Origin of the sequence: Fibrobacter sp. UWH5 (genome assembly GCF_900142505.1) — a bacterium.
GTDB lineage: Bacteria > Fibrobacterota > Fibrobacteria > Fibrobacterales > Fibrobacteraceae > Fibrobacter.
Genome location: NZ_FRBB01000001.1, coordinates 343,139 through 367,329, shown reverse-complemented (window position 1 = coordinate 367,329; position 24,191 = coordinate 343,139). Strand labels below are relative to the sequence as shown.

22 protein-coding genes are annotated in these 24,191 nt (G+C 47.8%); 19 read left to right on the top strand and 3 right to left on the bottom strand.

What is annotated here, in order from left to right; genetic code table 11:
* Window positions 1-55 precede the first annotated feature (55 nt).
* Together BUB38_RS01575 and BUB38_RS01570 are read left to right on the top strand one after the other, a co-directional pair.
* Window positions 56-808, top strand: coding sequence for a hypothetical protein (locus BUB38_RS01575; RefSeq protein WP_073156093.1), 753 nt, complete (start codon window positions 56-58; stop codon window positions 806-808).
* Between the two features lie 21 nt (window positions 809-829).
* Window positions 830-1,273 carry a hypothetical protein gene (locus tag BUB38_RS01570; RefSeq protein WP_073156090.1) on the top strand — a complete coding sequence of 148 codons (444 nt, stop codon included), beginning with the start codon at window positions 830-832 and terminating at the stop codon, window positions 1,271-1,273.
* Between the two features lie 4 nt (window positions 1,274-1,277).
* On the opposite strand, the gene BUB38_RS01565 is transcribed toward BUB38_RS01570, so the two are convergent.
* The gene (locus BUB38_RS01565; protein WP_073156088.1) at window positions 1,278-2,000 is read right to left on the bottom strand and encodes a UDP-2,3-diacylglucosamine diphosphatase; all 723 of its coding nucleotides are present in this window, start codon (window positions 1,998-2,000) and stop codon (window positions 1,278-1,280) included.
* Window positions 2,001-2,091: 91 nt separating this feature from the next.
* Between BUB38_RS01565 and BUB38_RS01560 the strand changes: the two genes are divergently transcribed.
* Genes BUB38_RS01560 through lnt form a run of 3 tightly spaced genes read left to right on the top strand, consistent with a single transcriptional unit; the run spans window position 2,092 to window position 5,302 of the window.
* Window positions 2,092-2,649: a hypothetical protein gene (locus tag BUB38_RS01560; RefSeq protein ID WP_249269320.1), complete on the top strand. Its 558-nt coding sequence runs from the start codon at window positions 2,092-2,094 to the stop codon at window positions 2,647-2,649.
* An 11-nt stretch (window positions 2,650-2,660) separates the two neighbouring features.
* Window positions 2,661-3,347: a 16S rRNA (cytidine(1402)-2'-O)-methyltransferase gene (gene rsmI / locus BUB38_RS01555; RefSeq protein WP_073156085.1), complete on the top strand. Its 687-nt coding sequence runs from the start codon at window positions 2,661-2,663 to the stop codon at window positions 3,345-3,347.
* An 11-nt stretch (window positions 3,348-3,358) separates the two neighbouring features.
* Entirely contained in the window at window positions 3,359-5,302 is a 1,944-nt protein-coding gene (gene lnt / locus BUB38_RS01550; protein ID WP_083541824.1) for an apolipoprotein N-acyltransferase, read from the top strand.
* Here lnt and BUB38_RS01545 read toward each other — a convergent pair.
* Window positions 5,292-5,927 carry an alpha/beta hydrolase gene (locus BUB38_RS01545; RefSeq protein WP_249269319.1) on the bottom strand — a complete coding sequence of 212 codons (636 nt, stop codon included), beginning with the start codon at window positions 5,925-5,927 and terminating at the stop codon, window positions 5,292-5,294. The genes lnt and BUB38_RS01545 overlap by 11 nt on opposite strands.
* 162 nt (window positions 5,928-6,089) lie before the next feature.
* On the opposite strand from BUB38_RS01545, the gene BUB38_RS01540 reads away from it, so the two are divergent.
* From BUB38_RS01540 to BUB38_RS01500, 9 genes are all read left to right on the top strand, one after another.
* Window positions 6,090-7,094, top strand: a complete 1,005-nt coding sequence (locus tag BUB38_RS01540; protein WP_139258151.1) for a hypothetical protein — start codon at window positions 6,090-6,092, stop codon at window positions 7,092-7,094.
* Window positions 7,091-8,314, top strand: coding sequence for a hypothetical protein (locus BUB38_RS01535; protein ID WP_073156080.1), 1,224 nt, complete (start codon window positions 7,091-7,093; stop codon window positions 8,312-8,314). Before BUB38_RS01540 ends, BUB38_RS01535 begins: the two co-directional genes overlap by 4 nt.
* 98 nt (window positions 8,315-8,412) lie before the next feature.
* Window positions 8,413-9,228: a TPM domain-containing protein gene (locus BUB38_RS01530; RefSeq protein ID WP_073156733.1), complete on the top strand. Its 816-nt coding sequence runs from the start codon at window positions 8,413-8,415 to the stop codon at window positions 9,226-9,228.
* Window positions 9,229-9,318: 90 nt separating this feature from the next.
* Window positions 9,319-10,008 (top strand): hypothetical protein, encoded by a 690-nt coding sequence (locus BUB38_RS01525; protein WP_073156077.1) that lies wholly within the window; start codon window positions 9,319-9,321, stop codon window positions 10,006-10,008.
* Window positions 10,005-10,613 carry a LemA family protein gene (locus BUB38_RS01520; protein ID WP_073156075.1) on the top strand — a complete coding sequence of 203 codons (609 nt, stop codon included), beginning with the start codon at window positions 10,005-10,007 and terminating at the stop codon, window positions 10,611-10,613. The genes BUB38_RS01525 and BUB38_RS01520 overlap by 4 nt, the downstream gene beginning before the upstream one ends.
* A 15-nt stretch (window positions 10,614-10,628) precedes the next feature.
* Entirely contained in the window at window positions 10,629-10,898 is a 270-nt protein-coding gene (locus tag BUB38_RS01515) for a hypothetical protein (protein WP_073156072.1), read from the top strand.
* 68 nt (window positions 10,899-10,966) lie between these two features.
* Window positions 10,967-12,034, top strand: a complete 1,068-nt coding sequence (locus tag BUB38_RS01510; RefSeq protein WP_073156070.1) for a DUF3300 domain-containing protein — start codon at window positions 10,967-10,969, stop codon at window positions 12,032-12,034.
* 35 nt (window positions 12,035-12,069) lie between these two features.
* Window positions 12,070-12,993, top strand: coding sequence for a cysteine synthase A (gene cysK, locus BUB38_RS01505; protein ID WP_073156067.1), 924 nt, complete (start codon window positions 12,070-12,072; stop codon window positions 12,991-12,993).
* Between the two features lie 57 nt (window positions 12,994-13,050).
* Entirely contained in the window at window positions 13,051-14,718 is a 1,668-nt protein-coding gene (locus BUB38_RS01500) for a glutamine--tRNA ligase/YqeY domain fusion protein (protein ID WP_073156064.1), read from the top strand.
* 96 nt (window positions 14,719-14,814) lie between these two features.
* On the opposite strand, the gene BUB38_RS01495 is transcribed toward BUB38_RS01500, so the two are convergent.
* Complete coding sequence (locus tag BUB38_RS01495) at window positions 14,815-16,644, bottom strand: CotH kinase family protein (protein ID WP_083538071.1); 1,830 nt, start codon at window positions 16,642-16,644, stop codon at window positions 14,815-14,817.
* 242 nt (window positions 16,645-16,886) lie between these two features.
* On the opposite strand from BUB38_RS01495, the gene BUB38_RS01490 reads away from it, so the two are divergent.
* From BUB38_RS01490 to BUB38_RS01470, 5 genes are all read left to right on the top strand, one after another.
* Entirely contained in the window at window positions 16,887-18,641 is a 1,755-nt protein-coding gene (locus BUB38_RS01490; RefSeq protein ID WP_073156061.1) for an AAA family ATPase, read from the top strand.
* A gap of 42 nt (window positions 18,642-18,683) precedes the next feature.
* On the top strand, window positions 18,684-20,036 hold the full coding sequence (locus BUB38_RS01485) for a hypothetical protein (RefSeq protein WP_073156059.1): 1,353 nt from the start codon (window positions 18,684-18,686) through the stop codon (window positions 20,034-20,036).
* Between the two features lie 38 nt (window positions 20,037-20,074).
* Complete coding sequence (locus tag BUB38_RS01480) at window positions 20,075-21,259, top strand: LysM peptidoglycan-binding domain-containing protein (RefSeq protein ID WP_249269317.1); 1,185 nt, start codon at window positions 20,075-20,077, stop codon at window positions 21,257-21,259.
* Between the two features lie 122 nt (window positions 21,260-21,381).
* Window positions 21,382-23,442, top strand: coding sequence for a sensor histidine kinase (locus BUB38_RS01475; RefSeq protein ID WP_073156056.1), 2,061 nt, complete (start codon window positions 21,382-21,384; stop codon window positions 23,440-23,442).
* A gap of 2 nt (window positions 23,443-23,444) precedes the next feature.
* The gene (locus BUB38_RS01470; RefSeq protein ID WP_073156053.1) at window positions 23,445-24,155 is read left to right on the top strand and encodes a response regulator transcription factor; all 711 of its coding nucleotides are present in this window, start codon (window positions 23,445-23,447) and stop codon (window positions 24,153-24,155) included.
* Window positions 24,156-24,191 lie beyond the last annotated feature (36 nt).

Sequence of the window (24,191 nt, the reverse complement as noted above, 5' to 3'; positions counted from 1 at the left end):
AAGGTTTAAAAATTGTTAATTTACAAGCAAAACAACAAATAAAAGAGGTGTAATAATGGACGGAATTATTGTTAAAATGGACATTCGTGGCTTCATCCGCTTCCCGGCAGAAGCTATTCGAACCATGAAACTCGACAAAATGGCCAAGCAGACAACTGGCCCCCGTGGCGAAACAATCGATGTTGGCCCCTATGCAGATATCGAAGTTGACCCGGTAGGCAAGCGCGTGGCTATCACTCCCGTTAAGGAAGCAAAGGCTACTTCTTTCCGCTTCATTCTGGGTGTCAACGGTTCCAAGTCCAAGTTCCTGTATTTCAAGGGTGCCCTTAACGCCATCGGCGAAAAGATCGTAACTGGCCCCTACATCCTGGAAAAGGAAGGCAACAAGTACATCTTCACAAGCAAGAACGCCTCCTCCAAGAAGAAGGGCGAATGGAAGCTTATCGCATGCCGTAACTCTGTTGCAAACAAGACCATGCTCTCCATCGACTCCCGTGGAACCATCATTTTCGACCGCAACTCCAAGAATGCAGTCAACACGGCCGTAAACAAGACCATGGTTGCAGAATACGACAAGACCAAGAAGGTGTTCTCCCTGACTTTCAGCAAGGACAAGGGATTCATCAACGTTCGTACTATCGCTAGCCACGCAAACGCCTCCTTCATGGGAACTCTTTCTTCTCATGGAATCGCTCTCCCGAGACAGAGCTACCGCACCGAATGCAAGATCGAAGGCAAGGTCCTGTCCTTCAGCGTTGCCTCCCTGGTCGCAGAACAGAGAGCGGCAGCAAAGGCTAACAAGAAGTAAGCCTTAAGTGAGGGGATCGTCATGATAGATGTTCTTAAGGCATTTTATACCGTACACTATAACTTTGGAGCCATTTGCGTGCTCCTCGCGCTTCTTTGTATCTTTTTTCTCACGAAAAAGAACTTTAGAGGCGCACTTATAGCCCTCGCGGTTATTATCGCACTGAATGTTTTCATTTTCAAGAGGACCGACGGAAACGCCTGGACCATAACTATAGAGCTTCCCGAAGAAACCAACAGTTATGGATTTTCCAGCAAGCCCGATCCGATTGTGATGACTTTTTCAGCGCTCAAGAATTGGACTATCACCGACGCCAAGGGCGAAGTTCACCATTGGTGCTGGGTAGACGCTTACTGGGATAGCTTTGCTAGCATGGATCTCGTCGCCAAGATTTGGGGTTCAAACTCTAGCAAGAAGATGATGCATTCCACAGAGAGTCGCGCAGACGCCTTCAACGGGAACTAAGCCCCTACAAAAAATCCTTTAAAACTAACTCACCTGCTTCCATCTGGACGTAGGTGAGTTTTTTCATCCAGTCCCCGGCAGAAGCGACAACACCATTCTTAACAGGCCATACTCCCGCTATATGGTGATGCCCCAGAACGCAGTAGTCACAGCAGTTCTTTTTCATAGCGCCGCCGGCCCATTCCAGATACTCGTCCATATTGATGACTCTTGTTTCGCCAGCCTTGCGGCTACTACTGCCAACAAATCGAGCGAGACTCATCCCCCAATCCGGATGGATCAACTTAAAAAGTTTGCGGTTTAGCGGAAAATCAAGGATTTTTCGCATGACGCGATAACCCTTATCAGACTTGGCAACGCCATCGCCATGGCAACAGAGGACCCTTTTCCCCTGAACCTCAAGAATAACCTGCTTATGGACTTGAACGCCCAGCGTTTTGGGGAAGAAATCCTCATAGGCAAAATCATGATTTCCCTGAAGAAGATGAACTTCCACACCGGATTTCACCAATTCCCGAAGAGAAAAATACAGTTCAAAATGGTTTCGGCAAACGTAATCTCTATACTCAAACCAGAATTCAAACAGGTCGCCCGCAATGACCAAGTGAGAAATTTTACCGCGTAGCTGATTTAAAAACTGCACAAGTTTCTCTTCGCGATTAGCAACACAGAACGGAGTGTTCACACCCAGATGGGCATCAGATATAAAGACTACTGGTAAATCCATATCCGCAATTTAATAAAACAATAGGAACTCCCATACTTTTGTATCTTTACAAATGATGTTTTACACGAGAAGCAAAAGAAAAATCAGCGTTTTGATCGCTACGATACTGTTGGCCTTTTTATCGGGCTGTTCCGTAAATCTGCAACAAGGAAATCTAGAGAACATTCCCTTAACTCAGGAAAAGTTCAGTTTCTTTGGAAATATTCCCTTCGTTTATGGCGGAGACAGCCTGGAATTAAGCCAAGATTTGCTACGTGCTTACACGGCAGCGGCAACGCCAGAGGATTATCCAAGAAATTCGTGCCGAGGTAACGCCGAAATCATCGCATCAGTCAAGCAGGAATCGGCCCCGAGTTCATGGACTTTGGGAGCCGTGATTATCCCCTTTTGGCCAATCCTCCCTGTAGATGAAACCTTAAGCTTTACCCTCCGCGCCCGCATTTTCTGCAATGGCACTCTGGTCAAGCACGTTGAATTTTCGGAACAGGAACAGATCAAGGCCACCGTATACGGCCGCATGCGAAGCGACCTGATTAACAACGCCGCCAAGGAAATGCACCGCAAATTAATCCAGAGGCTCCGCTTCGAGTTACAGGGTTCCCGTCAGGCAGATTTAAATTCCGTACTCAGCTACAACACCTCATTATAAAGATTTTTACCATGGCTCATACACTATACATTGTCGCGACTCCCATCGGCAACATGGAAGACATCACCTATCGAGCAGTCCGTATTCTCAAGGAAGTTCCTCTGGTTCTGGCAGAAGATACCCGTCACAGCCGAATCCTGTTCGATGCCTACGGCATCAACACGACCATGGAACCTTATCACGATTTCAACAAGGAAAAGGTCACGCCCAAGTACGTTGAATTTCTAAAAAACGAGGGCGACATTGCGCTGATAAGCGACGCAGGAACCCCAGGCGTAGCCGACCCGGCATTTAACCTAGTTAGAGAATGTGTCCGTGAAGGAATCGACGTTCGAGCCATCCCCGGCCCCTGCGCCATGATTACCGCCCTGATCAGTAGCGGTATGCCTACCGACCATTTTGCATTCCAGTATTTCTCCCCTAAGAAGAGCGCCCAGCGCATCCACTTACTAGAAAAACTGAAGGATGAGGAAGCGACCCAGATTTTTTACGCCAGCCCCCACAACATCGACAAGTTCGTCGAAGAAATCAAGCTCGTATTCGGAGACATCAAGATCGCCCTCATGCGAGAATTGACCAAGAAGTTCGAGGAACATCTTATCGGGACGCCGACAGAAATTTCTGCCCACTTTAAAAGTCATCCGCCCAAAGGCGAATTCGTATTAGTTTTCAACCCTCAGGACAAGAGCGGTCTTTAACGAGTTTTTTCATGGAAAAGGTCAAACGATATATTTGCGAATTGCCGAAAGCCTACAAGTTTTACGCTGCGGTAACCTTCATTGCTGAAATCATTATTTTTGCAGCAAGGGCTGACGAACCTGGACTCTACACCCAGAACATCCAGTGTATTCCCTTTATATTGGCACTTCCGTTTCTTTTTGTCAAAACAATCCGAAAGAACTTTACTCGTTGGATTTACACGTACAGCGTCCTATCCTTTTTAAATCTGGCCATAGACTACAATACTGCCAACTATAATGGAGCCGGCCATGCTGGTATCGTCCAGATCGCCATGACGTTCTGCCCAGTCGGCCTGTTCTGGCTAGTCAATTTTTTCCGCTGGAACATACGCAGAATCAAGGAACAGGATTCACGAACCGCCTTGATGCTATGTACTTTCTCCTGGGGACTTTATGCGTTCGCCTACCCACCCATGCCCCTTGGCCCGGCAGCGTTATTGCAGCTAGTTCCCTGGTTTATAGTCCTTAACCGTTACGGAAGGCAACAGGCCCTGTTCGCCACATTCTGGTCAGCCATCCTATACAATACAATCAACTACTACTGGATTTACAATGTAATGCATGTAGAAACAGCTCCGTCGGGATTGATATTGTTCGGACTGTTCCTACTCATCGCCTACTTCAGCATATACAACGTTCTTGCCGCGTACGTCTACACTCTAGCAGCAAAGGCCTCCATCAAAGGCCATCGTTTACTGCTCCCCCTTTTCCCCGTATTTTACGCAGGTCTTGAAATGACTCGTACCCGAGGGGATTTCAGTTTTCCATGGAGCCACCTAGGTTACACCTTCGGAAACCATCTGGAACTTCTGCAAATGCTCCCTTGGGTCGGCATCTTTGGTTACACGATCATGGTCGTTGCCTCCAACCAGGCCGTCGCCCATGCCTTGGCCAACTGCAAAAATCTCAAAAAGGCACTTCCCATTTTCTCGGTTCCCGCAGTCATTTTCATACTGCTTCTAATTCAGGGTTCAATTGTTCTTTCTTCAAAGGAAGCCCAACCTTTCAACAACGCTGATTCCCCCGAAAATCCATCAATTGCCCTGGTCCAGCCCAGTATCGCCCAAGGTGCCAAATGGAGCAAGGACCGTTTTGACTCCATCGTCAACAAGACAATCGGCATGGTAAACGACAGCGTGCGTGCGGGAGCAAACCTTATCGTCCTCGCAGAGACCGCCATTCCCGACCACATCAGAAGGCAGCCCGCAGTCATCCGACTCCTCAACAAGACGGCCACACTGAAAAACGCACAACTGATGACCGGAGCCCTAGATTATAAAAGAAACCCTCCTGGCAGCATTCGCAAGTTTGACATTTATAACGCCTCTTTCCTGTTCAGACCCGGCGAATCGGGATACAGCCGATATATCAAGAAGCATTTGGTACCTTTCAGCGAAAGAATCCCCTTTGACGATATATTCCCCATTTTGAATTATGTGGACCTGGGCGAAGGTGATTTTGTTCCTGGCAAGGAAACCCCCGTATACGGACCTTACGACTGGACTCCATACATTTGCTATGACGCCATTTTTGGTGATTTAATTCGAGAAGCCATCCGCAGCGGTTCCCGCCTTATGGTGAACATCACCAATGACGGTTGGTTCGGCAGAAGTACGGCCCCCTACCAGCACTTGAACCTGGTTCGCTACCGCGCCATAGAAAATGGAATGCCCGTAGCAAGATTGGCCAACAGCGGTGTTTCTGTATTCATCGACCAATATGGGCACTTCGATCTAAACACTAAACTTTTCACCGATGCCGTCATACAGAGAAAGGTACCTCTTAAGACAAGAGATACCTTATATAGCCACATCGGCGATCATGTAGAAACAGGCCTTTTAATATTCTTCCTGGCGTACTTGATTATCGCCCTGACATTAAACTGCCGTTGCTTTCGTAAAATTAAAGCATAAGCATCGGAGGCCAATGGCCGGCCTTGGGGCGTTCCTTAAATTCAGCATTGGGCAAGAATTCTTTCAAACCCAACGTCAAACTAGGTAAGACGGCCTGGTTCATACGTCCAAACAGGACCTTTGTTTCTCCGTTATCTTCAATTTTTGAATCAATTTTATTTCGCACAAGATAATTCAAGCCATCACCAAGTGCGTTTTTATCCATTTTCAAGGCGGCACTGAACCATTCATCCTGCCATTCGCCAAACTCATTTTCCAGGAACTCCATAAAAGCATTCAAGGTCGGTTCAGCAGCATTTCGAACCTGCCTGGCCATAAAAGTCAAAGTTTGATCGGTCCAGTTGCTTTCTTCATCACAAAAATCTGCATAAGGCGACAAAAGAATCCACTTCTGACCGCAAGGCTTATTCTTGGCATCCTTAAGCAAAGCCAAGGCGCCAAGCCCCCAAGCGACAACAGTTGTCGCCTCGGAAAGACCCTTTAGGCCATACATTCCGTCTAAACAGGAAACCATGTCTCCATACGAGACAAAGACGTGTTCAGCCTCCGGATTTGCACTGATAAGATCATCCTCCCACAGACTCAAATCCGAAGCCCAGTCGGGAAGCCAAAACCATTTTTCCATTATAGCATCCTCATGCAACGTCTTTATTAAACCATTAAACCTGTTTTAAATATATAGTGTTTTTAGGGAATGGTATACTTGTCATTAAAAAAACGCATTGTTCATTAAAAAAAGTTTACTTCCACTTTGACATATGCCAAATGATTGGGTAATTTTATTCATATGAACTTTGTAAATTACGCAATTGGATTTCTGGTACTTTTTGCATCGATTGCCGCAGCAGATAACGGCACGGTTTCTACACGTAAGAACGCAAATTCCGCATATAAGGAATTAGACGGCTCCTCAACCGCCAAGAAAAGCGGTGGAGAAATCAAGCATACAGATCGCTATTCCCAATATGAGGGAAAATACGCTCCCAAGGATCAACCCCAGAGTCAGCCCCAGGTCATAACATCCATTCCCGAAGATTTTCCACATCCGGTCATTATGGTCATTCCCGCCTTAAATTCTAAGGGGCTAAGCGGTCTTCAAGTTGTAACAAACAATCCCCTTGCCAGGGCGGCCATGGACGGAATTAACGAATACTTGACTCAACGTCGGTATGAAGTCAAGTATCTAGAAGGAAATGAAGCGCTAGATAAAGTCATCCAGGTACATAACAGTCTGGCCAGTTCCGATGAGGATTTGGCCTACTTGGCCAGTCTCGTGCTCAATGCCGATGTCTACATCAAGTTTTCAGGCTCTGTAGACCGCCGTGGTATTGTTACCGTAGAATTGAACGCCTACGAGTCTTCAACGGCTAGACTTCTAGGAACCCAGAACTCCACAATCGACAGCCATGGCAGAATGGAGAAAATTGACCAGCAGGCAAATTTGAAAACAGCCGCGAAAAAAGCCATGCCCGGACTGGAATCCAAAATTTACGCCTACTGGGCCGATGACCTTCGAGAAGGCAATAAATACAAGGTCATCATGAACATCCGCGGCGATTACGACGACAGCCAAATTGAGGATGTTGAAGAGGACATTGTCCAGAACGTGAAAGCCAAGTTCAAAAAGGCAAAAGTCAACACCATGACTGCCAAAACCATCGACATGGTTGTCTACAGCGACTCTGACGACGTAAACGACGTCTATAGCCAAATTCGCAAAGCCGTAAAATCAACCGCCTCCACAAAGAAGATCAACATCACCAAGAAGCTGATCATAATGGATGTTCTATGAAGACTCTTAAAATGGTAGCGCTGTGTACTATGCTTGTCGCCTACGCCCAGGCAGGCAAGATTATTACCTATACAGCCACTTCGCAGGAATCCCAGGAAGAGGCAAACAATGCCGCCATCGCAGGCGTTGCAAAGCAAATTTCTGCACAAGTCAAAGTCAATCAGACTTTAAACAAGGAAGAAATTACATCTGGAAAAGAGAGTTCCTTCAGCGAAAGTTTTCTCTCTAACAGCAAGGTTTCCAGCGACATCCAGGTTAAGGGAGTCGTTGTAAAAAAGGAACCTGCCGCCAAAGGTTTCAAGGCTACGGCGACACTGGACCTTGATGAATTCACCGCAGACATTCAATTCAAGATGAAATCTATCCAGTTAGACGTTACAAAACTGGAAGAAACGGCAAGGGACGCACTAAACAAGGGAAGGTTCGATAGTGCAATCGAGGCCATCGAAAAAGCAAAACCCCTTCCTGCGCAATACAATGTCCTGGTCAATGAACTGGGCAAGGTATACCCCATAAACGAAAGTCATCGTTTAAAGCATGACCTCCAGGGAATAAAATCAGACATCGTCCGTGAACTTTCCAAATTAAAATTTGAAGGTCCTAGTCAACCGCTACAACTGTCAAAACCTGAAATTTCGCCCCTTGAAGTAACGGTATCTAACGAAAAAGAATTCATCGAAGGTTTCACGCTCGTCGCAAAACAGGGGCGAACAGTTCTAGATGAAAGACAAACTCAAAAGGACGGAACCGCAAGATTCAACATAAAAAACATTGACATCGACAAAGGTCCCTTTGTCATTGTAATCGAGCCAAACCTGCCTGAAGATTACCTCACCGCATCTGGCTTACGCAAGAAAATTGAAATCGATTTCAAGGTTTCCCAGACCCGCTGCAACATAAATGTTCAATGTAAGGAAGACGCAACGATTTGCAGTGCCCTTGAAAAAGGGTTGGCAAAAAAATCAATTTTTATTGATTCCGATGCAAAATCACCCATTCTAAAATTAAACATTTCAACAAGTGCAGGAAAACCCATAGAATATGTTCCGGGAAAGTTCACAACACCTTATGACGTGAATCTGTCCCTAAAGGGAGACAATATTACTTTCCTTACATCGGGCCATGAAAACAGCAAACGAGAAATGGATGCCACTATTGCTGTCATAAAGAAGATCAACTTTACGCCGTTAAAGAAACAATTAGACGATTATTGTAAATAAGATAAAAAACACATTTAAACGCAAAAATACACCCTACATTTTTGAAAAAAAAAGTTCATGGTCTAACATCAGTCCATGAACTTTCTATTTTCAAACCAATGAGAAAGAAGAGTTCCGTTTCATCAATAGCAATGTGGGCGATACTTTTATGTATAGCCCTGGCCTCAACTGCTTTTGCGGGGATCGGCTTAAAAAACGGCAGCGATAAAGAACTGCCAGCCCGTCCTGTAAACAGCTATGTCTACGACGAAAATCGTTTAATGAGCGCACAGGAAGTGCAACAGTTCAATCTGATTGCAGAAGAATTATACAGGAAGGCCGGTGTAGGGTTAGCGGCCGCCCTTATGAACGACATTGGGAACAACGACTACAGGGACTTCGCAGTCCGTACGGCGCAGAACTGGGGCGTCGGTGGAAAATCCAATGAAGGAATTTTGATTTTCGTCGCCCAGAAGCAACGTCGACGTAGCGTGGAAGTCGGTTATGGAGCCGAAGGATACCTGCCTGACGCCCTTGCAGAAAGGTTGCAACAGGCAACACTAGTTCCTGCATTTAGGCAACAAAAATACGGAACGGGAATTTTAGCTCTCGCCTGGGAAATTGCACAAGTCATCGCAAAAGAAAAGAACATCCAGCTAAATATCGGCGAAAACCCAGTTCCCGAAGAAAGCGGAGTTCCTGCACGCATGGTGCTGTTCATCATGTTTGTCGCCTTTATGCTGATGATGGCCAAGTTTAGTGGAGGCCGCGGAAATGGTTGCCTCTGGTTTATGCTGGGCAATGCCATCGGTAACGCTAGCCGAAACAGCGGAAGCCGCGGTGGCTTTGGCGGAGGATTCGGCGGTCGAGGAGGCTTTGGTGGCGGCTTCGGAGGTGGAGGCTTTGGTGGCGGCGGTTCCGGCGGAAGCTGGTAATAATTTAGCGCAACACAAACAAAAAGCCCCATATGATTTTTGCAATCCATAAATGGATATAACTTGAATTTTTAAATAGGCATTTGATATATGAAAAAGAACTTGAGCGTCATCGAACTACAGAATTCCGACTGGCCCCGCCTTCTGCAGGAAACTTTAGGCGACAACCTGATTTCGGCTTTCGCCCACGGCGACTGTCTGATGGAAGGTTTCAATTCCATGGAATCCCCCTGGACTATCAGCTTCATTCTGAGGGACAACTCCAGCGAAAAGATCGCCCCCCTGCAGAACCTGCTGAAAAAGGCCAAGAAAGAAAATATTGAATTCCGCTATTACTTCACCCTAAAGGAAATCCAGTCTTCAGAAGACGTCTTCCCGTTGGAATTTCTGCACATCGCCCATCGCAACGCAGTCATTGCCGGTGCAGCTCCCCTCCCCAATTACGAGCCCAACATGGAATGTCTGCGTCTGGAATGCGAACGCGAGTTGCGCGGTTTGCTAGTCCATCTGCGCAGGGCCTTTACCTACCTCAAGGAAGATCGCAACCCCCTGGGATTCTTCGTACGGGCAAGTTCCACCATGCTTCCTACCATGTACGGAGTATACTACCTGAACCACAGGGAATATCCCGAAAATCACCAGCAGATCTTTAACGACTACCCAGCCTTGCAGACTCCCATCAGCAGCAAAAACGAAAAACTGTTCCTGGACAGCGTGAATAGCTATATTAGTACCGTCACAGAAATAGTCAACCTCGTCGACACCATGGAGGTGGTATGAAAAAGGTAATTATCGGCACTCTCGTTTCCGTCATCTTGCTTGCAGCAATCATTGTTGGCAAGTCCGTTAGCGTCTATAACAGTATTATCGCCTTGGACGAAGGCGTAAAGGCCCAGTGGGCTCAAGTCGAGAACACCTACCAGCGCCGTTTTGACCTGGTTCCCAATCTTGTGGCTACCGTGCAGGGTGAAGCCGACTTTGAAAAGAGCACCCTGACTGCCGTTGTGGATGCCCGCAGCCATATGGGCGGCGTCGTTAAAGTTGACGAAAACGTCCTGAACGACGAAGTGGCCATGAAGCGCTTTCAGGAAACCCAGGCTACCCTGGGCGGCGCCTTGCAGCGTTTGATGGCTGTCAGCGAAAACTATCCGAACTTGAAGAGCAACACCAGTTTCCAGGAACTGCGCGTGCAGCTTGAAGGTGCAGAAAACCGCATTGCCGTGGAACGTAAGCGTTACAACGAAGTGGTCATGCAGTACAACACCACCATCCGCATGTTCCCCAACAGTCTGATTGCCGGATTTGCAGGAGCCAGCCCCAAAGTGCAGTTCTCTGCAGACGCAGGCGCAAGCACCGCTCCTACAGTAAAGTTCGACACCAAGTAATTCGAGTTTTGCCCAATGAAATGTACCCGAATTTTAGGCACAACCCATCACGGCAGCTATAAGAAAGTCATCGACGTCCTCTTTACCAAGGAAGAACTGTCGATGCGAATGAATCGCAAGACCGCCAGGGACGGAGTAGAAATCGAAATTGAAGTTTATGAAGACCTGCAGGAAGGTGATATCATTGCCGAAAACGACTCCTACGCCTATGCGGTAAAGCTATACGTGCCTAAATTACCCAAAGAAAATCTGAATCCTGAAATAAGAGTCAAAAATTACCTCTAGCACAAAAACTCCCGCGGATTAAATCCATGAAGAGGCCTTTTTTGTAAATTGAGGTACAGGAGTTGTTTATGGAAAAGTCTTTTCAGAAAAACATTTTAGTCAAATGGTTCCTGGCAATAACCTTTGCACTCATGACCTTCTCGGGAAGCGCCAAGGCGGCAGACTATTCCGCAGAGGAATTGGATACATTGGTCGCAACCATCGCACTTTATCCAGATCCGCTGTTGGCCCACGTTTTAACGGCATCAACCCACAATGACGAAATTCCATCGGCAAGCCTCTGGGCAAACGCCCACAAGGGTTTCAAAGGTGAAGCACTCACGGCGGAAATGCAGCGCGCTGGCCTTGATTACGACGCCAGTGTTCTAGCCCTGATTCCCTTCCCGACGATTCTTGCCACCATGGCAAAATACTCCACCTGGACATCTCAGCTGGGCAGAGCCGTAAAGAATCAGAATGGCGAAGTTATGTTTGCAGTCCAGCGTATGCGCCACGCTGCTTATGACCACGGGAATCTGAACTCTGACCAATACATAAAAGTCGAACGGGATGTATACATTACAATTGAACCGGTGAAAAAGGAATACATTTATGTTCCTGTCTATAACCCCTCTGTAGTGTATTATGTTCACACAGACCGTTATGTACCGATGCACTATGGCCATGTGGTCTGGACTGGATACTGGTATAACGATTGGGTTTGGGGCGACACCTGGTTCGAATGGCATAGCCACACCATCCGTCACCATCCGCGTCCACCTAGACCGCGCCACCATTACAATGCACAGCCCCCAAGGCATGGCGGACATTCCTACGCACCGGCCCCATCCCAGCCCCAGAGCCATCATCGCCTTCCTGTTAGGGAAACTAGTCCCAAGCCTTCAACAAAACCGCAGCCTGCAAAGCAGGAACAACAAAGACCTACATACACGAAAACAGAAAATGTACATCCTCAGGAAGAATATAGACCTGTCAGCAATCCGCAGAACTTGACAAGAAACAAGAAGACGAATTCTTCCCAGAGTTCAACCTATAACGACGACCGTAAATATGACGATCGCCGCAACGGAGACGATCGTTCACGAGAATCAAACAGCCAAGGTAATGGCGGTTTCCGCAGAAGCATTCGTCGTTAGATTTTCCTTTTTCCCAATTATCACTTGGTAACCAGATGTCACTATACAACAGCATTCTTGAAACTATCGGTAATACCCCCCTTGTCCGCATAAACAAACTGAATAAGGGAGATGCCGAAGTCTACGTCAAACTTGAAATGTTCAACCCCCTGGGCAGCGCCAAGGACCGTGTGGCTCTAGAAATGATTGAAGCCGCAGAAAAGGAAGGCAAACTGAAACCCGGCGCTCTGATTATCGAACCCACCAGTGGAAACACCGGCGTAGGCCTCGCCTATGTTGGAGCCGTAAAGGGTTACAAGGTTGTGCTTACCATGCCCGACTCCATGAGCATGGAACGACGCATGCTGCTGAAATCCCTGGGAGCAGAAGTAGTCCTTACTGAAGGTGCCAGGGGAATGGCCGGCTGTATCGAAAAGGCAAACGAAATTGCGGCAGCAAATCCTGGGAGCTTTATTCCCCAGCAGTTTGAAAACCCCGCCAATCCCGACGCCCATTACAAGACCACCGGTCCCGAAATCTGGAGAGATACCGAAGGCAAGGTGGATGTATTTATCGCTACGGCAGGCACAGGCGGAACTGTCAGCGGAACCGCAAAGTACCTCAAGGAAAAGAATCCCAACCTGCATGTAATCGCTATCGAGCCCGACGACTCCCCCATGATTTCCAAGGGCGTTGCTGGCCCCCATAAGATCCAGGGTATCGGGGCAAACTTCATCCCCAAGATTTATGACCCCAAGGTGGTGGACGAAGTCTACCTGACCAGCACCGAAAAGGCTGGCAAGGCCGCCCGCGATGCAGCGGCAGAAGAGGGAATTTTTGTGGGTATTTCTTCCGGTGCAGCCCTGGAATGTGCCCTTACCGTGGCAAAGCGTCCTGAGTTCAAGGGCAAACGCATTGTGGCCCTGCTCCCTGATACCGGCGAACGCTACCTCAGCACCTGGCTGTGGACAGAAAAGTAAAGGGATTTTTCTACATTTTTCCCGTAAAATTATGGCAAAAACCTAAAAGGTTAGAAAATGGACATTCCTGAATCTTCGAATTTTATTCAAGACATTATCGTCAACGACTTGCAGACCGGCAAGCGCAACAAGGTGCTGACCCGTTTCCCGCCGGAACCTAACGGCTACATTCACATTGGCCATGCCAAGTCTATCTGCCTGAACTTCGGCACCGCCCAGAAGTTTGGCGGTTTCACCAACCTCCGCTTCGACGATACCAACCCCACTAAGGAAGATGTGGAATATGTGGATTCTATCCGCGAAGACGTGAAGTGGCTCGGTTTCCAGTGGAAGGAAGAATTCTTCGCTTCTGATTACTACGATCAGATTTATGCATTCGCCGAAAAGATGATCGAAATGGGCAAGGCCTACGTTGAAGACCTGACCCGTGACGAAATGCAGGAATACCGTGGTAACGATGCTGGTAAGCCCTCCAAGCCGTCTCCGTACCGCGACCGTAGCGTTGAAGAAAATATGAAGCTGTTCCGCGAAATGCGTGACGGCAAGTACGCCGATGGCGAAAAGTGCCTCCGCGCAAAGGTGGACCTCTCTAGCCCCAACATGAACATGCGCGACCCGGTGATCTACCGTACCAAGCACTGCACTCACCACCGCACTGGCGACAAGTGGTGCATCTACCCCATGTACGACTTCGCTCACCCCATTAGCGACTGGATCGAAGGCATTACTCATTCTATCTGTACTTTGGAATTTGAAGCCCATCGCCCGCTGTACGATTGGTTCCTCATTGAACTGGGTCTGGAAAACCGCCCCCAGCAGATTGAATTCTCCCGTTTGAACCTTACCTACACCATGATGAGTAAGCGTAAGCTTCTTGAACTGGTGGAAACCAAGGCTGTTCTTGGCTGGAACGACCCCCGTATGCCCACGGTTTGCGGTTTCCGCCGTCGTGGTTTTACTCCCAGCTCCATCCGCGAATTCTGCAGCCGTATCGGCGTGTCCAAGGCAGAATCCATGGTGGACGTAAACTTGCTCTACTTCTGCATCCGTGAAGAACTGAACCAGAGCGCCAAGCGTGCTATGGCTGTGATTGATCCGGTGAAGGTTGTCATCGACAACTGGGAAGACGGCAAGGTGGAAATGGTGGAAGTGGAAAACAACCCCAACGATCCTAACGCAGGCACCCGCATGGTTCCGTTCTCCAAGGAACTTTACATCGAAGCCGAAGACTTCATGGAAGAACCTCCCAAGAAGTATTTCCGCTTGAAGCCGGAAGGCGAAGTTCGCTTGAAGGGCGCCTACTTCGTAACTTGCAAGAGCGTCGAAAAGGACGCAGACGGCAAGGTGACCGTCATTCACTGCGAATACGATCCTGCCTCCAAGGGTGGCGAATCTCCTGACGGTCGTAAGGTGAAGGGCACCATCCACTGGGTGAGCGCCGCTCATGCTGTAGATGCAGAAGTCCGTCTCATCGACAACCTGTTCACTCTTGAAGATCCGTCTGATGTTCCCGAAGGCGAAGATTGGCACAACTACCTGAATCCTGAATCCATGGTCATTAAGCAGGCTAAGCTGGAACCCAGCCTGGCCGACGCCAAGATGGAAGACCGCTTCCAGTTCCTGCGTCTCGGCTACTTCTGCCTGGATTCCGACGATTCCAAGCCGGGTAAGTTGGTATTCAACCGCACCGTTGGCCTGAAGGACAGTTTCAATCCTGCAAAGTAATTTGCGGAACGATTCTACGTTCTTGAAAAAAAATATAAGAGAAGTCCATCGGCTTTGCCGATGGACTTTTTTTGTTGGAAGAAAAATCCGTACAAATTATCTGGAAAGCATCTTCCCGTTAAGGATAGCGATCCAATGCTTATTCTGAGCCTTGGCAGGAACCTTCATGGATGTAGAGCCCACCTGAATTCTAGTCTTGTAAAGAATAGCTCCGTTCAAATCCATAATGGCGAATGTGCCGCCAATATCTGTTTGAATTTCCAGGTTTGATCCGTTTACGACAAAGAAATTCGTGGGAGACAACCGGCTGTAATCCACAGCCAACGTCTGCGAAGATACAGTATCCTTCTTATCTTCGATGGTGGGAATATGAATCACCGGTTCCGTCACAATGGGATTGGCGGGCTCGGTGAAACCGAGCTGTTCATCCATCCAGGCCATACGTTCCTTCATCTTCTTGCGAAGGTGCTCCACTTCACCGTCCCAAGTGTCAGCGTTGTAACCACCCATGGCCATTCCCATGCCTCCGCCAGATTGATTGCAGTACTTCATAGGCTGAGGATCATTATCGTTCTGACCGCTAGACTTTCCTAAATTCGGCCAACGTTCAAAGTTACGGTCGGCAGCATTTTTCAAGTAGACCTTCATGGAATCCAGATAGGCATCCATAGTCTTGGTATGCCATACGCCACTACGCAATTCGGCCCAGCGTTTTTTCAATTCGCTTTGGTAACTCTGATTTTTCCACATGCTGGTAAGCCAACGAGGAGCCTTCAGGGAACTTCCTCCGAAGCCACCCCACATGCCGCCACCGCCATTTCCGTCGGCAATTTGCTTACTGCTGTTTTCGATTTGCCAGCCCGTGGTTCCCGAACTTCCGAAACCACCCATGCCACCGAAACCACCCATGCCACCAAAGCCGCCCCACATACCGCCGCCATTGTTCTGGCCTTCGGGAGAGGTACCGTTGCTCATCGCCAAGTTGAAGTCCCAGGGAGGACCTAAAGTGACCTTGCCGCCCTTGCTATCCTTATCTTTATGCAAGAAGAAGCTACACCAGTAGGAGTCGGCATTGTTCGTAACTTCTTGATGAAGGACGTAATCGACAGCGGATCCTACATCCACGTAGTTCTCGTAGCCAGAGCCACTCTTTCCGTCCTTGAAAAGACCTTCAAGATCGTTCAGGTACTTCTTCAGGTAATTTTCCTGCTGCTCCTGGATATTGTCTTTTTTAGGATAGTGGAGAATGACATTCAAACCGTCTGAAGTACTGAAACCTTCGTTATTGACATCACCGCTGCCTGCGCCGCCGGTGTTAGTGCCGGTCTTGTCGAATGCCCAGATGTAACCACCGGTCAATTCATCACCTTCAATGTCTTCTTCCTTGAGTTTGGCCACATCCACACGGTACTTACCACGCTTGATTTTTTCAATTAGCACATACACACCGCGGTAAACACCATTGATATACAAGTCAAAATGCATGGTACGGGGGCTATAGCGGCCGGCCTGCCTAAAAAGCCAATGGGCCAGGGAGTTACGCATCATGCTCTTGTCCACGTAGGGACCATGGAACACCCAGTCGTCTGCTGCGGGGAGACCTAACATGCTTACATCGATTTCTCCACCAATGGAATCACGAACTTCAACACTATAACCCGGCTTTGGGAACAGGGCGGAAGATTGCCCTCTCACCTTAATTCCGATATCATAGAGTTTTCCCTTGGCGCTATCAGCTACAGAATTTGTAGCAGCATCCAAAACCCTCATAGTGGCAGGAATTTTTTCGGAAACGTTCTTGTCCAGACATTTTTGCTTTGTATCCACAAAGATAATGGGCAAGTCGTAGGTCTGGGCTATAGCCGCATTAGCAACGACCAAGCCAAACATACCTGCAAGAATTCGATTCTTGAAGTCCTTTTTCATTATGTTCTCCCAATAACAACATTCCTACCCTAAATTTAAAGTTTGTACAAAAAAAAGATTAATCGAATTTCGTTTTCGCGTTGTAAGGAGAAACAACGGCATTTTTGGAAAAGGAAACCGTACTTCAGCCATTTTTCATGGAAAAATACCCTATAATGTCTAACCAATCACTTTCTGTAAATTTCTAGTTAAAAAATAAGCTACATTAACTTTGAGTATTTTTTTGAGTTTGAGGCTGCCCTATGGAAAGCGCAAGAAAAATAATTAATCAGTTTTTGAAAGGTAAATTCAGCGGAAACGAACTAAAGGCCGAACTGTATAAGGCCGGTGTTGCCGCCATGGAAGAAGAATGGACCTTTATGGACGCCAGTTTCCAATTGGGTGGCAAAGCTCGCGATGAAGGCATGGATGGCGACGAAGTCGAACAGACGCTCCGTCGAGCATTCTCTGCAGAAAAACGTTCCTCTGAACGCCCCGCAGAAGCGGCACCCGCAGCAGCTCCGGTAGCACAGGCCCCTGCAGTGGAAGGTGGAGCAGCACCGGCCACTCCCCAGACTGTAGCCATGCCCATAATCTCCCCCCTTTCGGCGGGAATGATTTCCATGGAACAGATGCTCGCCATGGGTCTGGACACCCAGTCTCTTGAACTTCTGCAAAACTTCAAGATTGACCCCGAAGCCCTTTCCATTCCCTGGCCTGCAGCCGACTGGCGAAAAGACTTGGCCAAGTTGCTGGAATCTACTTTCGAACAAGATGAAACCATCGAGTTCAAGATTTCCAACACCTCCAACAGTACCGAAGAACTGGTGTCCAACATCGTTGGCCAGGATGACGCCATTAAGAAAATAATGAAGAGCCTGGACAGTCCTGAAGGCGCTCTTCTGTGCATCAATGCCGTTAAGGGTGGAGAAGATGCCTCCGATGAATCTTGGCATTACCGTTATGTCGTCGTCGACAACCCCAAGATGAGTCTTGCCAAGCAGTTGGCTTACTACAAGGCCTTGAACCTGCCTTGTGCCGCCTTGGTCAACACAGGCGCCAACTCCGTGCAGGCCTGGATCAAGATTTTTGCAAATGACGAAGAAGAATATAACGAACGCGTAGACTTCCTCTTCAAGACCTTGGATTCCCAGGGCTTTAAAGTAGATTCGTCCAACCGAAATCCCCATATGATGGTCCGCATGCCGGGCGTACTTCGTGGCGGTAAGCAGCAGTACCTTATCGGACTGGAACAGGGCGCCAAGAACTTTAAGGAATGGCGTGAATGGGTGGAATATTCTCTGGATGGCAAGCCGCTGATTGAGCTGGCTAGCGACAGTGAAGAAGCGCCGAAAAAAGACCAGACCATCGTGGAAAACATGCTCCGCGCTGGCGAATTTTTCCTCTTTACGGCACCTCCCAAGAGCGGCAAGTCTCTTGCATTGATGGACCTTGGTCTGTCCATTTGCTACGGGGAAGACTGGTTCGGTAATACCACCACATCCAGTGACGTTCTCTTCATTAATTTCGAACTTACTAAATCGGTGTTCCTCAACCGCCTTCACCTGTTGGGATCTAAGCGTGACCTGAATGCCAGCACCCCGAAGTTCGGTTTCCTGAATCTTCGCGGAACTGCACTTTCTCCGATTGAAACAGCACAGCTGATTGCCAAGAGAATCCAGGGGGCCAAGAAACTGGAAAACCACGATTACCGCGTTGTCGTGATCGACCCGATTTCTTCTGTGTTGCACAATCCCAAGTCTACCCGACTGAGCGGCTCTCCCCATCAGATATTGATGCAGATGATCGATACAATCATTGCACTTACCGGATGCGCCGTTGTATCCAGCTGCAACATTGACGAATTCCCATACCTGGAAGCCCGTGCAGACTCTGTCATGAAGCTGACCCCGGTTGAAGGTAGCCTCAACTTGTACCAGATTAACGGAAACTTCAGAGAATTCCCCAAGATGGTCGCTCGCGAATGCTCCTGGATTTATCCGCGATTCCTGGTATAAGCTCCATACTTTATAGAAAAGATTTAACAAAAAGATATTGACATGTACAAGCCGCAAAGAAAGCCCTTTAAGACAAATGAAAGACGCGAAACCGTAAGACGTCCTGCCGCGCCTCTTGCCAACAAACGTGTTGCTGCCAAGGCCACGGTTGACGAAGAAGTAAAACCGGCAAAACCCGTCGAACGAGTCATTCCAACTTTCGAAGATCTTAAGCGTCAACTCGCCGCCTGGGCAGAAACCGAAAAAATTCCTGGAAAAATCCAAGCCTGGTATACTGCGGAAACTCCTGCAGAAAATTGCGACTGGCGCATTGTAAAAATCATCAAGGGCGCAAGTGAAAAACTCGTTATTGAAGCTCCCGTCAAGGACATGGAACGTCCTGAAGTCGTTACACGAGTTAATGAACAGCTGAAAAAGGACCACCTCCGTATTTTCGGCAAGGCCCTCCGTCAAATTTGCTTTAGGGCTACAGGAGACGGCCAGTTCGCCCTCTTGGTCCAGGTCAATCTCAGAGGTAGAAATTCCGCACACGGCTACAAGACATTTGTAGACTTCCTGGAACGTTCCTGCCCGGAAATTATCAGTTGTCACCACGTCCAGTGCACTCCGGATTACATGTTCGATCCCACCGGAACCACCCCCATGAAAGTTGAAGCCAAGAGCGCCTTCGGCAGCGACTTCATTTCTATTGGCGGAACCGGCATCTATATGCATGTGCTCGACTGGGCTCCCAAGGCAAGGAATGCATGGATCGGCCTTCCCATGCGAATCGAGAGTGCCATTCACCCGAACCAGGACGACTGTTTCTTTGAATTCTACTCGGGTTGTTCCTTTGTCAGTGCCTCCCTGGCAAACCGATTCAAGAAGGTGGCCTCGCTGGACTGCCGCGAATACGCCATGCAGTCTTCACGTTTGAATGGTCGAAACGTCCCCGACGAAAACATGCGATTCTATCGCGGTCATGTGGATGCGGATTTTTTCACCAAGTTCTTTAACAAGGAAGAAAACGAAGGTCGTTGGACGTTCTATTTCAACCTGCCCGGAGACGAGTCCCTGGCCTCCAATGTGGAACAGATGGCAGCCCAGTCCAGGCCGGAACGAATTCTTCTGCAAACATCTAACCTGGAAGTGGCAACCAAGGAAATCAAGCATTTCCGTCGTGAAGGTTATATGCTTCGCAAGAGCATCCCGCTGTACCTTGAACCGGGAAGCGGTAAATTCGAGATACTGTTCCTGTTTGTGCCCGACAGAGCCGGAATTCTTGGACAGAACCCGGCACAAAAGGCAAAATCTCGTAATGTTCAGCGTCCTCAGGAACGTGTAAACCGCCAAAATAGCGCAGAAAGGCCGCATTTTGCCCAAAGTGCACCCACGTTCAAACAGAGAAAAGGTTAAATTTCAATAAAAAGCTATTTCAGCCTGCAGGGTTTTATATGCGTTTTTCAAATATGCGTCTTTTGAAGTATCTAACAATCGGCTTGGGATTTTCAGCCCTTGTTGCATCCGCCTATATCGTCAAGGAAGGCGACACCCTGTGGGACTTGAGTGACGAATTCCTGAAGGATCCCTTTGCATGGCCCGATCTCTGGGAAAACAACCGCCACATCCAGGACCCGCACTGGATTTACCCGGGTGACTCCATTTACCTCGGCGACAGCACCCGCGAAGAAGCGGTTCTCCACATTGACCCTGCAATGAAAAAGTATCCCTGCGACGCTGCAGTGGCCGACTCCAACCTGCCGAAGGGAATTACTTCTGCAGGCTGCGATGACGGTGACGAAAGAAACGCAGACTTCGAAAGCATGTTAGGCGATCTTCGTAGCAAGAACAAGAAGGAAAAGAAGCAGAAACCTGCAGATTCCTACTACTACAAGCAGCGCCCCGAACCCAAGCTGTTCAATGGATACTACCAGATTCTGGCACCCGAGATCTACACCCTGGACTCCCTTAAGAAGGACAGCGCCTTCTTCTCTATCCGTTCTGGAGAAAAGAAAGAACCTCTGATCCACCTTCCCGAAAGCGAAGTTGTCGTAGGAATCGGTAAAAAGACCAATAGCAATCTCAAGAAGGGAGACCTCATTGAAATTGTCGATGCCAAGGCTATTGACGTTCCCGCATCCAAGGGAAGAAGTTTTGACAAGTTCGCCTTGTTGAGACTGTCAGGCATTGCAAGAATAACCGCTATCGGCGACACCTTGTCTCGCGCCCAGATTGTACAAAGTTTCCGCGAAATCAAAATCAACCAGTCTAAAGCACGTCTGAAGCAGCCTCTTGCACCCATTAACGTAACAGGTTATACGGCAGAAAAGACAGCCCAGATGGATTCCCTTGCCATTATTCGTTATTCCATGGACCCCATGCTGATTATCGGAGCTTATTCTTACGTTCTGATTGATGGTGGTTTCGCAAAGGGATACAATACCGGCGATGCTGTGGCAATCTGGGAAGAAGACAAGTCTGATGCAAGCATGCCTCCTCGCCTTCTCGGTAGAGGCGTCATCGCTCGCGCAGCAGAAAACGAGTCCTCGGTGCTGATTCGCGAAATTTATTCCAACAATCGCCGCGTCGAAATGGGACATAAGGTTTCTGTTACCCATAGGGCAAACGTAATCAAGTGATTCGTCCGCTATTGTCCATCTCCCTTATTGCAATTGCCTTGCTGCTCCTGCTAATGGCAGGAAGCTTGGTCGTGTTGCAGTTCCCGGGATTGTCAGTATACCTTCCGCTATAAAAGAAGCTTATGCAGGTTTCCCGCAATAATCTGCTATTTATCCTCTTATTTGTCGGAGGCATCATTCTACCCACCGCCATCCTGGCGGTGCTCAGTTTTCGTAATATTCAAAACGAAATCTTTCTGGCGCAAAAGAATTTCAACGAAAACAGGACTGCATTTCAGAATGACGTTGAAGAAAGCGTTCTAAAAGAGCAACACAAGGTCTTTCTGGAAACAAAGAACGCATCACTTTTTCTCTATGAACAGCCCCAGCGACTTCTAGACTTTGGGCATGCGTCCGAATTCAAGTCTGTCGACGGAATTGAAGCCATATTCCTTTTCAATCAAGGTGCGCTGATCTATCCCGACATTTCGTCAAGGCACTTTTTCAAGTCCACAAATTTCTCAAACAAGGTCGCCACCTTAAAAGAGAAAAAGTTGTTCAGCGAAGAATTCTCCGGACTTACAGAAGAAAACAGCCGAAAGAACTACATCAAGAAGCGTTCAAAATCGCTTAGGCCCAGCCTCTATTTGTTCGACCCCTCCGAACAGACCCAGGATTTATTGGGTTTGATCCGACTGTACTACAAAGAAAAAAAATATGACGACGCCTTAAAGCTAGTGGAGTTTCTGGAACAAAATCCCCACCAGCAGGGCTACCTTCACGCCGACCTTACATGGTCGGTCCGACTGTTGCACTTCGAGATTCTTGTCAAACAGAAAAAGCATCAGGAAGCCCAGGACTACTGCCTTGCCGTGCTGGCAGAATTCTTTGAAGGGTCCAGTCTAGAAAATATTGCATCATCCAGATTTTTCTTTGAATCCGCCTTTACACAGATTCTGTCATTTGAAAAACTTCCCCAGGACAAGCGCGAAGCCTTCTGGAATTTACGTGAAAATTTCAACAGGCAACTTGGATACATGGACATCCTCTACAAGCACAAGGACCAGTTCCAGGACATCCTAGAGAATACCCCCGCAAGTAAGGACGGCATATCGTTCAAATCCAATGAAGATATCATTCTCTTCAAGATGTCATACCCCTACCTTTCTGGGGACCAGGTCGTCATTGCCAAAATTGACAAGGAATCCTACAAAGACAGAATCCTCGGCAAACTCAAAAGCGTAGCTCAAAGCTGGAAGAACATCCCCTTCTCCGTTATTGACAAAAACGATCTTGTCCTTCTGGGAACCGCCCTCGACAGCACAACGATAATCAACCAAGTACACCTGGAAGACGCACTCGGTCTTGAGTTGATCCTTTACGAGAAAGACATGCAGGATATTCGAAAGGAAACCCGCCATCGGATGTTCCTAATGTATGGTTTGATGCTATTCGCCCTGATTACGGTAATATTCGGATCTTTCTTCATGTTTAAGTTCATTACACAGGAACGAAAACTCCTGTCCATGAAGGCAAACTTTCTCTCCAGCGTTTCTCACGAACTGAAAACACCGCTGACCTCCATCAAGATGTTTGCCGAAATGATGGCCAGGGGACGAGTTCAAAAAGTGGAAAAGGTACAAGAATACTCAAACCTTATTGGTAAGGAAGCGACCCGACTGGAAAACCTCATTGGGGCTATTCTCAACTACACCCGCATGGAACATGGAACCGGAGCATTCAAATGGGAACGGTTAGACTTTTCTATTTGCGCCAGAAAAGTCTTTGACGCCGTTGAAGACATCGGAGTCGAGAAGGGACTTACGTTCCACACCATATTCGACCCTAACGTATTCGTCATGGGCGACTACACCGCATTATATAGTCTCGCACAAAACTTGATCGAAAACGCAATCAAATATACGAACGCTCCCGGAGACATCACAATAAAAACCTACACAGAAGATTCATGGTCCGTTTTTTCTGTAGCAGATACTGGTGTCGGCATCGCTAGTTCAGAACAAAAAAATATATTTAATGATTTCTATAGAGTTGGTGACGAAATGACTCGCAGTACCAAAGGCTCTGGCCTAGGTCTTGCCATTGTAAAAAGAGTGGCAGAAACTCATCGGGCCACAATTTCTCTCGTCAGCAAACCAGGGAAAGGATCCACATTCACCATAAAATTTAAAAGGGCGGAGTAAGAATGGCACAAAATTTTAAAATTCTCATTGTTGAGGATGAAGAGATTATCCGATTTGGTTTGCAAGACAACTTCGAAATGGAAAATTACGAAGTAGAAACAGCCTGTGATGGAGAAGAGGCCATCGAAAAGACTGATTCATTCCAGCCGCAGTTGGTTCTGCTTGATTTGATGATTCCCAAGAAAAGCGGCTTTGAAGTATGCCGCTATATCCGCAACAAGCATCCGGAATGCTATATCATCATGCTCACGGCAAAAACCGAAGAAGCCAGCAAAGTTGCAGGCCTGGAAATGGGCGCAGATGACTACGTGACCAAGCCGTTTTCTATTCTGGAATTGCTGGCTAGAGTCAAGGCTTTCCGACGTCGAATCGAACCCCAGGCCGGTAACGGAAATGTGGTGCCGGACGTTCTTGAATTTGCAGACTTGAAAGTGGATATCAAGAAATTCTCGGCCGTCAAGAAGGGCGTACCCCTGGACCTTACAACCAGGGAATACCAGATTATTAAATATTTCTGGATGCACCGTGGTGAAGTTGTTGAACGAGAAGACCTACTCAAGGACATCTGGGGTTATACAGATGAGAACATGCCATCTACAAGAACGATCGACAACCATATTGGAAACCTGCGTAAGAAAATCGAAGACGACATGACAGACCCCAGAATCATAATTTCTGTTCGAGGAGCAGGCTACAAGTTCGATGTTGAATAGATTCAAACAATTTGCCGGTTCCGCACTCATCCTGCA